Origin of the sequence: Lactococcus muris (genome assembly GCF_042849115.1) — a bacterium.
GTDB lineage: Bacteria > Bacillota > Bacilli > Lactobacillales > Streptococcaceae > Lactococcus > Lactococcus muris.
Map to the genome: position 1 here is coordinate 14,083 of NZ_BAAFQO010000006.1, position 12,781 is coordinate 26,863.

Genomic DNA, 12,781 nt, shown 5'->3' on the forward strand with positions numbered 1-12,781 from the left:
TCTTGCTGCTTTGATATACAGAGTGGAAAGGCAGCGCTCTTCACGCTCTTTTTACTGAGGCGAGGATATTCAAAAGAAAAGAAATAAATACAAAGAAAGTGGAGAAAACATTGGTCGATGTAAATAAATTTGAGAGCATGCGAATTGGTATCGCATCTCCACAAAAAATTCGTTACTGGTCATTTGGTGAAGTCAAAAAACCAGAAACCATCAACTATCGTACGCAAAAACCTGAACGCGAAGGTCTCTTCGATGAGCGTATCTTTGGTCCACAAAAGGACTGGGAGTGTGCTTGTGGTAAGCTTAAAGGCGTTTTCTACAAAAACCAAGTCTGTGAACTCTGTGGTGTTCAAGTAACGACAGCCAAAGCGCGCCGTGAACGTATGGGACACATCGAGTTGGCAGCACCAACTTCACACATCTGGTATTTCAAAGGGATTCCATCGCGCATGGGGCTTGCCCTCGACATGAGTCCACGTGCTCTTGAAGAAGTTATTTACTTCGCAAGCTATGTCGTTATTGACCCTAAAGAAACAGATCTTGAAAAGAAACAGCTTTTGACGGAACGTGAATACCGTGAACAACTCTTGAAAAATGGCTTCGACTCATTCGTCGCAAAAATGGGAGCAGAAGCTATTCAGGACTTGCTCAACGATGTCGATATTGAAGCAGAAATTGCTGAACTTAAAGAAGAACTGAAAAATGTGAGCGGCCAACGTCGTGTGAAAATCATTCGCCGTTTGGATGTTTTGACAGCCTTCAAAAAATCTGGGAATAAGTTGGCATGGATGGTCCTTAACGTTCTTCCAGTTATTCCACCTGATCTTCGTCCAATGGTTCAGTTGGATGGTGGACGTTTCGCTACATCTGACTTGAATGACCTTTATCGTCGTGTAATCAACCGTAACAACCGTTTGAAACGTTTGATGGAGCTTAACGCCCCAAATATCATCGTGCAAAATGAAAAACGGATGTTGCAAGAGGCCGTTGATACCTTGATTGATAACGGTCGTCGTGGGCGTCCAATTACAGGAGCTGGTAATCGTCCGCTCAAATCTCTCAGTCACATGCTGAAAGGTAAGCAAGGACGTTTCCGCCAAAACTTGCTGGGTAAACGTGTCGACTACTCAGGGCGTTCGGTTATCGCCGTTGGTCCAACGCTTAAAATGTATCAATGTGGTGTCCCACGTGAAATGGCAATAGAACTTTTCAAACCATTCGTAATGTCTGAATTGGTTAACAGGGGCATGGCTGCTAACATTCGTGCGGCTAAACGTAAAGTAGAGCGCCAAGATGCTGAAGTTTGGGACGTTCTTGAAGAAGTTGTTAAAGAACACCCAGTACTTCTTAACCGCGCACCTACGCTTCACCGTTTGGGTATCCAAGCCTTCGAGCCTGTACTTATTGATGGTCGCGCGATGCGTTTGCATCCATTGGCCTGTGAAGCCTACAATGCCGACTTTGACGGTGACCAAATGGCCATTCACGTACCATTGTCAGAAGAAGCGCAAGCTGAAGCACGCTTGCTTATGCTTGCGGCTGAACACATCCTTAACCCTAAAGACGGTAAGCCTGTCGTTACACCATCACAAGATATGGTCTTGGGGAACTACTACTTGACGATGGAAGCTAAAGGACGTGAAGGGGAAGGCATGATTTTTGCCAACCCAGAAGAAGTTGAGATTGCAATGCGTAACGGTTATGTTCACTTACATACACGTATCGGTATCGCGACACAATCAATGAACAAACCTTGGACAGAATTCCAAAAAGGTAAAATCTTGATTACAACTGTTGGTAAAGTCCTGTTCAACTCAATCATGCCTGAAGGAAATGATATTTATCCAGAAGGGATGCCTTATCTGAATGAAAATACGGATGAAAACATCACAACTAAAACAGATGACCGTTTCTTCATGGAACCTGGGGAAGATATTCATGCACGTTTGGCTGAACTTGATACAGTATTGCCATTCAAGAAAAAACATTTGGGTAATATTATCGCGGAAGTCTTCAAACGTTATCGTACAACAACAACTTCTGAGTTCCTTGACTTGCTCAAGAACTTGGGTTACCACCAATCAACATTGGCTGGTTTGACCGTTGGTATTGCAGATATTCCTGTGGTCCCTGAAAAAGCAGAAATCATTGGTGCTGCACACAAACGTGTAGAACAAATCACGAAACAATTCCGTCGTGGTTTGATTACTGATGATGAGCGCTACAATGCGGTTACTGATGTTTGGCGTGGTGCGAAAGATACACTTGAAAAACGCTTGATTGAAGAACAAGACTTGACCAACCCAATCGTTATGATGATGGACTCTGGTGCCCGTGGTAACATTTCCAACTTCTCACAATTGGCCGGTATGCGTGGTTTGATGGCTGCACCTAACGGACGTATCATGGAATTGCCAATCATCTCTAACTTCCGTGAAGGGCTTTCTGTCTTGGAAATGTTCTTCTCAACTCACGGTGCACGTAAAGGTATGACCGATACAGCCTTGAAGACTGCTGACTCTGGTTACCTTACTCGTCGTTTGGTTGACGTCGCTCAAGACGTTATTATCCGCGAGGTAGACTGTGGAACAGACCGTGGTCTTGTGATTTCTGATATCGCTACTGGTAAAGAGATGGTTGAACCATTGGTTGAACGTCTTGAAGGACGTTACACACGTAAAACAGTTGTGCATCCTGAAACTGGTGAAGTAATTATCGGTGATGATCAATTAATCACTGAAGATATCGCTAAAGAGATTGTTGCTGCAGGCATCAAAGAAGTGACTATCCGTTCTGTATTTACATGTAAAACACCACACGGTGTATGTAAACACTGTTATGGTAAAAACTTGGCAACAGGTGAAGCCGTTGAAGTTGGCGAAGCTGTTGGTACAATCGCCGCACAGTCAATCGGGGAACCTGGTACACAGCTGACAATGCGTACCTTCCACACGGGTGGTGTTGCGTCAAGCTCAGATATCACTCAAGGTTTGCCGCGTGTTCAAGAAATCTTTGAAGCACGTAATCCTAAAGGGGAAGCAGTTATTACGGAAGTCACTGGTACAGTTGACTCCATCGTGGAAGATACCATGGCGCGTACACGTGAAATCACAGTCAAAGGTAAAACAGATACACGGACGTATACTGTGTCAATGGCTGATGTGCTCATGGTTGAAGAAGGTGAATTTATCCACCGTGGTCAGCAATTGATTCAAGGTTCAATTGAACCTAAGCATTTGCTTCAAGTTCGTGATGCTTTATCTGTTGAAACTTACTTACTCGGTGAAGTTCAAAAAACTTACCGTTCACAAGGGGTTGAAATCGGTGATAAGCACATAGAGGTTATGGTTCGTCAAATGCTTCGCAAAGTGCGTATAATGGATACAGGTGATGTTGACATCTTGCCTGGTGGTCTTATGGACATTTCTGACTTTGAAAAGCTCAATGAAGAAGCGCTTCTTTCAGGCAAAACACCTGCGACAGCACGTCCAGTGCTTATGGGTATTACAAAAGCTTCATTGGAAACAAATTCGTTCCTGTCAGCTGCATCCTTCCAAGAAACGACACGTGTCTTGACAGATGCTGCGATTCACGGTAAAGAAGATCACCTGCTTGGTCTTAAGGAAAATGTTATTATCGGTAAGATTATTCCTGCCGGTACTGGTATGTTCCGCTACCGTAACATTGAACCTCTGGCAGACCTATCGGACGCTCCAGAAGTAGTTGCTTCAGTTGAAGTTGAAGAAGTAAAGTAATAGCATGACTTTTAAATAAACTTTTACAAAGTAGGAAAACGCTCAGTTGAGCGTTTTTTTTGTATGACAATTTTTCCACAGAGCCATAAAGTCAAGAAGCTCCAGTTGGAGCTTCTTTTCTCATACCTTCCTTGGTTCAGAAAAGAGAAAAAGCAAACCTCAAAGCCAAACTAAGCACCCTTTTCTCATCAAACACTCATTTCATTTGACCTTTTTTTTTTTATACTATAGACTCAGAAAGTAAACGTAACATTAGAAATGTATATGTAACGAAAATCTAAACCACACGTTACGTCAAAGGAGGAGTTTATGACACCAGAAAAGAAAAATCAATGGCGGCTGCGCAACCTCGCGCTCCTGTCCCTCTTATTGCTCTTGGTAGGCGGCACCTTCGCCTTCCAAGCCTTCAACCAGCGGGCCATCAATGACCGCATTCGAGAAAACATCCCCGGAGGCCGTGTTCACGACTACTACAACCGTGACACGGAAAACAAGGACGTCTTCGTGGAGAACTATGGCAATGTGCCCCTCATGGCTCGTATCCGCCTCTCCGAGTTCATGGAGAAACGCTCAGTAGGAGATACAGACTTCACCCCTATAGTGAACGGCACCATCCGTGACCAAGTAGACACTTGGACGGTCATGCGTCCCTCAGAGAACAACCTCAACACCCGTGTAGGTGACTCGGCAGCCTTCAACACCTACTCCAACCTGACCTTTGGTTGGAGCCGCTCAGGTCAAGATGCTCCATGGTTCATGCCGACCTTCAACCGGGACAACCAAGACCTGATGACAGCAGCCGCAGGACATGCCCGTGACTGGGTCACAAGCACAGCCACAGACGGGGTAACAGACGGCGCCACTCACCCCGGAGACGGTACAGATGCCTACTGGTCCTCTGGCGACAGCTTTGATAACAGCGGACCAGTTTGGCCGGGAGAAGAAGTCAGCCATGATGCAGCCCAAAACCTGCAACAAGACCGTGCCCCGATGACCATCAGCCAGTGGGCAGCCTTACCTAATAACCTGAAAGTTGGGAACTTCTGGGTCATCGACCACCAAACAGGCTGGGCTTACTGGGCGAACCAACTTCAAGCAGGAGAGACGACTTCTTACCTCTTGGATGCAGCAGAGATGACCGCAGCGGCAGACAATATCCCGGGAGAATATTACTACGGTATCCATGTGGACGGGCAATTGATCAGTCCTGACCGTATCAATGACTTCTTGGCTGCAGATGGGAGCTTTACCCACCATGATGACTTGTCAGACTTCTTGACAGCCGTACAGAACGGTTCCATTGATAACAACTGGGGGAACCCGGGACCAGATGACAATGTCCAACCCGACCAAATCAACTTTAGTATCATGGCACCGGGGACCATCTTCACTATGGCTGGGGAGCAGTATCGTCATTTGGAGAATATGGGAGATAATAATCACATGATTATACGTAATGCGGCAATTCGTAATACAAACTTCTCTACTATGGAACAACGGACCGAGGACTGGTATGCTGGTCTTGATTCCTCAGTTCAAGCACGGGTTCAGCGGGTATCAGACAACTTTATGACAGGAAGTGTTAACGGTGATGAACTCACTTGGACAGCAGGTCGGAGGCGCTGGTTACCAACAAACCTAGATGCTTTCCCTGAAGTTGCGGCGGATGAGACTCGAGTTGACTCAAGTGGGAGTCCGCGGGCATTTATCCTTTCCTTAGCAGATGTAGTCCGCTTGTCAGGTCCAGGACGTGCTTTCCCTGATCATGAAGCACGTGTGGGCTCAGGACCAGAAGGTGACTGGTGGTTGCTTCGTACGCTCGCGACAGATGGTGCTTGGCGGGTGCAACGTGATCCCTCTATTGGGGTGTTGTCTAGTCACCATGCAGGTTCTATTTTAGGATGGGGTGGTGTGCGCCCAGCCCTCATTGTTCGGCAGTAAGCCTTCTATTCGAGAGGCAGGGATAAGTGTAAGACGGTATGAAAAAAGAGGAATGCTCAGACAGGGGATTCCTCTTTTTTATTAACAAATAATACTTCTTCTTTCAGAAGTTAAAGTCAAGGTGTCATTGGCTTGTATCTCAAAAGTTTCTCCATCAATCTGTACAGGTTGGGTGGACTGAGGTGTGACAGACACGGCAGTAGAAACACTGTGGTGGAAAATATCGTTTTCTAAATGTCTTCCTTGAAGGACACTCGGGATAAGTGAAAATATTTTAGGCATACTGTATTTGTCCAGCTCGATAAGATGTATCTCTTGATTGAGGTTTGAGGCCTCGGGAGCAATTTTAACCCCACCACCAAAATAAGGATGTTTGGTAAAAGTAAGGAGAAAAGCATTGTCAAACTTGAATGTATCCTTTAGATTGTAAATAGAAATACAGAAAGATTTTTTGCTGAACAAAACGTGCAGAGCTGTCATAAGATAAGAAAGCCTGCCCAGTTTGATAGAGTTCAGGAGCTTTTTTACGCGACTGCCGTTTGTAGCTTTAACGATAGCAGCATCCAGCCCTATTCCCACATTATTGAGGGCATATCCCGAAAAAGATTGGGATTTATACTGCATAACATAAAAATCTTTTATCTGGTTGCGGCGGATATCTTTAAAAGCTTGGATAGGATCAAAGGACAGTCCGAGACTGCGGGCAAAATCATTGCCAGAGCCTGAGGGAATATAGCCAAAGGAAAAATCAGCGGGTAAGGCGTTGAGGGCGAGAGAGATGGTGCCATCTCCACCTAAAATAAGGAGTTGATCCTCGGGCTTTTTTTCTTCAAGAATTTGCTGGATAAAGGATGCTTCTTGACCCGTACGCTCAGTCGCAAAGAGTTTATATGATAAGCCGTTTTCTTCAAGATAAGGCAACAGGAGTTTCAATGAACGCTCCCCTTTGCGGGAACCGGCATTTGGATTGGCAAGAATGTAATAAATCATAGAACTATTCTATCAAAAAAATATATTTTAGAGGTAAATAACATAAGGATTGCGAATGATACGAAACTTTTTCGTAAAAGTAACAAGCCAACAGGAGGATTTTGAATGAGGCAAAAAAACGCGAAAAGTCTTTTATATGTTATAATTAAGAGAAACAGTTAATTATAAGTGAAGAATGTCGGTTTATAAAAATAGAACTAAGGGTTATCGGTAAGCTGACCGGCATAGAAAAATATAGGTTAAAACATGCAATACGAAGAAATAAACGAAAAAACGATAAAGATTAGCCTAACTTTTCAAGACTTGGTTGATCACGAGGTGAAGCTCTCAGATTTTTTTACCAATCAATCCATGGTTGAAAATCTTTTTTATGAGCTTGTAGAGGAGCTTGGACTTGAAGAAAGGTTTTCATCAGGGCTTTTGACTTTCCAAATTCAGCCTTTTCCAAAAGGTGTAAACATCATTGTTACAGAGGAAAACATTGACATTGATCCGACCACGCTTCCAGATGATCCAGAAGAGTTCGAGCAGCTCATGACAGATTTTTTTGGTCGTGTTGAAGATTTGAAGCAAAATGGCGGAGCAAGTCCAGATAAAAACACAACTGAAAATAAAGAAACAAAAGTAAAAAGTAAGCCGGACCCGGACTTTGTCTTTTATTCTGTCGAGTTTGATAACATGATGCAACTTTTGGCAGCTGTGAAAAATGTCAAAATTGAGGCAGAGGAGTCAGAGCTTTATGGCTATAAGGATAAGTTTTATCTGATTATTCTTGATAATCAAAGAGCAAAAGGTAAAACAGAGGTAAGTGCAATGCGCGCACGCATGTTAGAATATGGGCGGGAAACAGCCAAAAGTCGTGAAACATTACAGGAGTATGGAGAATTATTGATAACCACTCGTGCTTTGGAAGTTCTCTCTAAAATTTAAGATATGATAGATACTATAAAAGAAATCCCTATTAAAGGTATCCCTTTTACGGTTGAGTTCTTTATTGTTCTCTTTGTTACTTTTGGGATGTCCTTGATATTTACACCTTTAATGACCTTTATCTCACGCCGTATAGGAGCAGTAGATAAGCCAAATGAACGTCGGATCAATACGAAAGTCATGCCTTCAGCAGGAGGACTTGCAGTTTTCCTGTCTTTTGCTATTTCTACTCTCTTTATTCTTCCCCTAATTGTACATCCGCAACTTCCTTGGGTGGGGGTAGGCCATCCCCTCGCTCCTCGTTCTCAACTGGTTACGTATACGAGCTATATTCTTCCCTTTATCTTTGCAGGGGGAGTTGTAGTTATTACAGGGCTTATTGATGATGTCAAGGAAATCTCGCCGAAGATGAAGATGCTCGGGCTGCTTATTGCAGCTTCAATCACATGGTTCTTTACGCATGCGCGATTTGATAACTTGAAAATTCCTTTTGGTGGTCCTTTTCTAGAGTTTCCAGTTTGGCTGTCTTTCATTTTTACAGTCTTTTGGATCGTATCTATTACAAATGCCGTAAATCTAATCGACGGTTTGGATGGTCTGGCTAGTGGAGTTTCCGTCATTTCCCTGTTTACGATGGGGATTGTGTCCTACTTCTTTTTGCCTAGTCCAAATATATTCTTGCCCATCACCATTTTTACTTTGGTAGCCGCGATTATGGGCTTTTTCCCCTATAATTATCATCCGGCGATTATTTATCTGGGAGATACGGGTGCCTTGTTTTTAGGCTTTATGATTTCTGTTGTTTCTCTTCAAGGCTTGAAGAATGCAACTGCTGTAGCCGTTTTGACACCACTTTTAATTTTGGGTGTTCCATTGACAGATACGATTGTCGCCATGGTTCGCCGTAAGCTTAACAATCAGAGCATCTCCAGTGCAGATAAGATGCACTTGCATCATCGCTTGATGCAGATTGGCTTTACGCATCGTGGAGCTGTGTTAGTTATTTATGGTATTGCGGGTATCTTTGCATTTATTTCCTTGATTTTACAAGTTTCAAGTCGTATTGGCGGTATCTTCCTGATTATTGCTCTGCTGCTTGGCTTGGGCCTCTTTATTGATATGGTTGGAATACTGGGTAAGAATCGACAGCCTTTCCTCAATGTATTGCGATTTATTGGGAGCTCAGATTACCGTGAACAACTCATAAACAAGAAACGAAAAAAAAGGTATAAACATGATAAAACAGGACGGAAATGATTTTTTCGCCTGTTTTTTAATACGCTATCTTCCTTGTGCCTAAAGGCACTAATGAAGAACGGAAATTTTTATATAAATTTCCTGAGCGTCTTATTAGTCAATAATCAAAAAAGTATCGTTTTTGATTATTTCCGTCATAGCTATCTTCATGGTACCTAAAGGCACTCATGAAGAAGAGAAATTTTTATATAAATTTCCTGAGCGTCTTATTAGTCAATAATCAAAAAAAGTATCGTTTTTGATTATTTCCGTCATAGCTATCTTCCTTGTGCCTAAAGGTACTCATGAAGAAGAGAAATTTTTATATAAATTTCCTGAGTGTTTCGCTAGTTAATAATCAAAAAAATATCGTTTGTGGTTATTTTTGCCACAGCTATCTTTTTCGTTCTCAAAGCTGATAATGATGGGTAATGAGCGCTGTACATTATTCTTGACTATCTTAAAAAATGCATTCAAAAATATGTTTGAATTTTATCAAGGATAATTCGGATAAAAAGCAGATTTACTCCTTTTTTGATATAATGAAGGATGAAGTGTAAAAGATATTTTACTTATGAATTGAAGGAGTTAGAATGGCAACTTTAGAAATTAAAAATCTTCATGTAAGTATTGAAGACAAAGCAATCCTTAAAGGTGTAAATCTTACAATTAATACCAATGAAGTACATGCAATCATGGGTCCAAACGGTACAGGTAAATCAACCTTATCGGCAGCCATCATGGGAAATCCGGCTTATACAGTTACTGAAGGAGAAATTCTCTTAGACGGTGAAAATATCCTTGAATTAGAAGTCGATGAACGTGCGCGTCTTGGGTTATTCCTTGCGATGCAATACCCATCAGAAATCCCAGGAATTACAAATGCTGAGTTTATGCGAGCAGCTATCAATGCTCAACGTGCAGAAGACGATAAAATTTCTGTTATGGACTTCATCAAAAAGTTGGACAAAAACATGGAATTGCTCAACATGAAAGAAGAGATGGCAGAGCGTTACCTCAATGAAGGTTTCTCTGGTGGGGAGAAAAAACGTAATGAAATCCTCCAACTCTTGATGTTAGAACCAACTTTTGCTATTTTGGATGAAATTGACTCTGGGCTTGATATTGATGCCCTTAAAGTAGTCTCCAAAGGTGTAAACGCCATGCGTGGTGAAAGTTTTGGTGCGCTTATCATTACGCACTACCAACGTCTGCTCGACTATATTACACCCGATGTTGTTCATATCATGATGGAAGGCCGTGTCGTTATGACAGGTGGAGCCGAACTTGCGAAACGTCTTGAAAAAGAAGGTTATGCTAAGATCTCTGAAGAATTAGGGATTGAGTACGAGGAAGAAGCATAAGTTGATGTTGTGTACGGTGGTTAAAAGTCAGAAAATTTTAAACTACCAAACATTATCATGGAGATACAATTAAATGAATGAAAAAATAAAAGATTTCTCGCTCATGCATGCTGAACCAAATTGGTTGTCAGATTTACGTCAAACAGCTTTTGAGGCTATGACAGAGTTAGAGATGCCTAATATTGAGCGTGTGAAATTCAATCGTTGGGGCTTGGATAATACAGAGATAGGGGATTCTGAGCCAAGTGGAAATGTACCAAGCTTTACAGAATTGCCTAACCATCCACTTTTGGTACAAGTGGGAAGTCAAAATGTTATGGAACAAATGCGTCCAGATTTGGCTGAAAAAGGTGTTGTTTTCACTGATTTTGCCTCAGCAATGGAAGAAATTCCTGAGATAGTCGAAACTTATTTCGGCAAGGCTGTGAGTTATAAAGAAAATCGTTTAGCAGCAAGTAATGTTGCTAGTTTTAATTCCGGTGCGGTCTTATATATTCCGGACAATGTCGAAATTGATGTCCCTGTAGAAGCAAAGTTCTATCAAGATTCTGAGTCCGATTTGCCTTTCAATAAACACATCTTAATTATTGCTGGCCGTAACAGTAAGCTTGATTATTTGGAACGCTTGGAAAGTATCGGTGACGGGAATGTTAAGGTTACAGGAAATATTTCTATCGAAGTCATTGCCCTTGAAGGCGCGCAAGTGAAGTTTGCCGCTATCGATCGTTTAGGGGAACATGTGACAGCCTATATCAGCCGCCGTGGTCATTTAGCAAATAATGCTACAATTGATTGGTCTATCGGAACAATGAATGATGGCAATGTTGTTTGTGATTTTGACAGTGATCTTAAAGGTGATGGCAGTCATTCACAAATCAAAGTTGTTGGATTATCTATGGGGAAACAAATCCAAGGGATTGATACTCGTGTGACAAACTTTGGCCGTAATTCAGTAGGACATATCTTGCAACATGGCGTTATTCTTGATCGAGGCACATTGACTTTTAATGGAATAGGTCAAATCATGCGTGGCGCTAAAGGGGCAGATGCGCAACAAGAAAGCCGAGTATTAATGCTTTCAGACCGTGCCCGCAGTGATGCAAATCCTATTTTGCTGATTGAGGAAAATGACGTAACTGCAGGTCACGCAGCTTCTATCGGTCAGGTCGATCCTGAGGATATGTACTATCTTATGAGTCGAGGCTTAGATGAAACAACAGCCAAACGTCTTGTTATTCGAGGTTTCCTCGGTGCAGTTGTGACTGAGATTCCGATTAAAGCTGTTCGTGATGAATTTATCTCAATTATCGAGAGAAAGTTGGCAATCTAATGATTGACTTAAAAAAAGACTTTAAAATTCTTAATCAAAAAGTTAATGATGAACCATTAGTCTACTTGGACAATGCAGCCACCACCCAAAAGCCACAGCAGGTATTGGATATTTTGACAAAATATTATGAACATGATAATGCCAATGTCCATCGTGGGGTTCATACTCTAGCAGAGCGTGCAACGGCAGATTATGAGGCAGCCCGTGAAAAGGTGCGAAAGTTTATTCATGCTGCATCTACGAAGGAAGTATTGTTTACACGTGGGACGACAACGGGCTTAAATTGGGTTACAAAGTTTGCAGAGCAAGTTTTAACAGCAGGTGATGAGATTATTATTTCTGTTGCAGAGCACCATTCAAACTTTGTCCCTTGGCAACAAGTCGCTGAAAAAACAGGGGCTCTTTTGAAGATTGTTTATCTGAAAGATGGTGCTTTGGACATTGATGACTTAAAGGAAAAACTGACTGCCAAAACAAAGTTTGTAAGTTTAACCCATGCCTCAAATGTTTTAGGATCGATTACTCCGATTAAGGAAATTGCTGAGTCGGTTCATCACTACGGTGCTTATTTTGTTGTTGACGGTGCACAATCTGTCCCGCATATGAAAATTGATGTCCAAGACTTGGATGTGGATTTCTTTGCTTTTTCGGGTCATAAAATGTGTGGTCCAACAGGAATTGGTGTCCTCTATGGAAAAGAGGCTTTACTTGATCAAATGAACCCTATCGAGTTTGGTGGGGAAATGATTGACTTTGTTTATGAAAGTCACTCGACATGGACCGAGTTGCCGTGGAAATTTGAGGCAGGTACGCCAAATATTGCAGGTGCTATCGCGCTCGGAGCAGCCATTGATTACCTTGAAGCAATAGGAATGGACAATATTCATCGCTATGAGCAAGAGCTTGTGGCCTATGTGATGCCTAAACTAAAAGCGATTGACGGTTTAGAAATTTATGGCCCGGAAGCAGTGGAAGAGCGAAGTGGTGTGATTGCTTTTAATATTCAAGGCCTCCATCCTCACGATTTAGCCACAGCTTTGGATATGGAAGGTGTTGCTGTACGCGCTGGTCATCATTGTGCACAGCCTTTGTTGAATTACCTTGGTCAATCATCAACTGCACGCGCAAGTTTTTATATTTATAATACGAAGGAAGACTGCGATAAACTTGTGGACGCTCTTTTGAAGACAAAAGAGTTTTTCGGCTTATAGTATTAAGAAAAACGGAGAAAAAGA

General features: G+C 42.3%; 8 protein-coding genes. 7 read left to right on the forward strand and 1 reads right to left on the reverse strand.

Features of this window, described 5'->3' with window-relative positions:
* Positions 1–110: 110 nt before the first annotated feature.
* Both rpoC and ACGHCK_RS04750 read left to right on the forward strand, forming a co-directional pair.
* Positions 111–3,755, forward strand: a complete 3,645-nt coding sequence (gene rpoC / locus ACGHCK_RS04745; protein WP_271328296.1) for a DNA-directed RNA polymerase subunit beta' — start codon at positions 111–113, stop codon at positions 3,753–3,755.
* A gap of 309 nt (positions 3,756–4,064) precedes the next feature.
* Positions 4,065–5,696 carry a hypothetical protein gene (locus ACGHCK_RS04750; RefSeq protein WP_394304492.1) on the forward strand — a complete coding sequence of 544 codons (1,632 nt, stop codon included), beginning with the start codon at positions 4,065–4,067 and terminating at the stop codon, positions 5,694–5,696.
* An 81-nt stretch (positions 5,697–5,777) separates the two neighbouring features.
* Here ACGHCK_RS04750 and ACGHCK_RS04755 read toward each other — a convergent pair whose 3' ends face one another.
* The gene (locus tag ACGHCK_RS04755; RefSeq protein ID WP_251422745.1) at positions 5,778–6,686 is read right to left on the reverse strand and encodes a diacylglycerol/lipid kinase family protein; all 909 of its coding nucleotides are present in this window, start codon (positions 6,684–6,686) and stop codon (positions 5,778–5,780) included.
* A 246-nt stretch (positions 6,687–6,932) separates the two neighbouring features.
* Here ACGHCK_RS04755 and ACGHCK_RS04760 point away from each other — a divergent pair, with 246 nt between their 5' ends.
* The 5 genes from ACGHCK_RS04760 to ACGHCK_RS04780 all read left to right on the forward strand — a co-directional run bounded on the left by ACGHCK_RS04760 (position 6,933) and on the right by ACGHCK_RS04780 (position 12,757).
* Entirely contained in the window at positions 6,933–7,616 is a 684-nt protein-coding gene (locus ACGHCK_RS04760; protein ID WP_271328230.1) for an adaptor protein MecA, read from the forward strand.
* Positions 7,617–7,619: 3 nt separating this feature from the next.
* The gene (locus ACGHCK_RS04765; protein WP_271328231.1) at positions 7,620–8,873 is read left to right on the forward strand and encodes a glycosyltransferase family 4 protein; all 1,254 of its coding nucleotides are present in this window, start codon (positions 7,620–7,622) and stop codon (positions 8,871–8,873) included.
* Positions 8,874–9,445: 572 nt separating this feature from the next.
* Complete coding sequence (gene sufC, locus ACGHCK_RS04770) at positions 9,446–10,216, forward strand: Fe-S cluster assembly ATPase SufC (RefSeq protein ID WP_251422739.1); 771 nt, start codon at positions 9,446–9,448, stop codon at positions 10,214–10,216.
* Positions 10,217–10,289: 73 nt separating this feature from the next.
* Complete coding sequence (gene sufD / locus ACGHCK_RS04775; RefSeq protein ID WP_251422736.1) at positions 10,290–11,546, forward strand: Fe-S cluster assembly protein SufD; 1,257 nt, start codon at positions 10,290–10,292, stop codon at positions 11,544–11,546.
* Positions 11,546–12,757: a cysteine desulfurase gene (locus ACGHCK_RS04780; protein ID WP_251422733.1), complete on the forward strand. Its 1,212-nt coding sequence runs from the start codon at positions 11,546–11,548 to the stop codon at positions 12,755–12,757. Before sufD ends, ACGHCK_RS04780 begins: the two co-directional genes overlap by 1 nt.
* Positions 12,758–12,781 lie beyond the last annotated feature (24 nt).

Excerpts from the sequence above, each read along its gene's own strand:
- ACGHCK_RS04780 (WP_251422733.1), top strand. The coding sequence starts at position 11,546 with ATGATTGACTTAAAAAAAGACTTTAAAATTCTTAATCAAAAAGTTAAT.
- sufD (WP_251422736.1), top strand. The coding sequence starts at position 10,290 with ATGAATGAAAAAATAAAAGATTTCTCGCTCATGCATGCTGAACCAAAT.
- ACGHCK_RS04765 (WP_271328231.1), top strand. The coding sequence starts at position 7,620 with ATGATAGATACTATAAAAGAAATCCCTATTAAAGGTATCCCTTTTACG.
- sufC (WP_251422739.1), top strand. The coding sequence starts at position 9,446 with ATGGCAACTTTAGAAATTAAAAATCTTCATGTAAGTATTGAAGACAAA.
- ACGHCK_RS04750 (WP_394304492.1), top strand. The coding sequence starts at position 4,065 with ATGACACCAGAAAAGAAAAATCAATGGCGGCTGCGCAACCTCGCGCTC.
- ACGHCK_RS04760 (WP_271328230.1), top strand. The coding sequence starts at position 6,933 with ATGCAATACGAAGAAATAAACGAAAAAACGATAAAGATTAGCCTAACT.
- ACGHCK_RS04755 (WP_251422745.1), bottom strand. The coding sequence starts at position 6,686 with ATGATTTATTACATTCTTGCCAATCCAAATGCCGGTTCCCGCAAAGGG.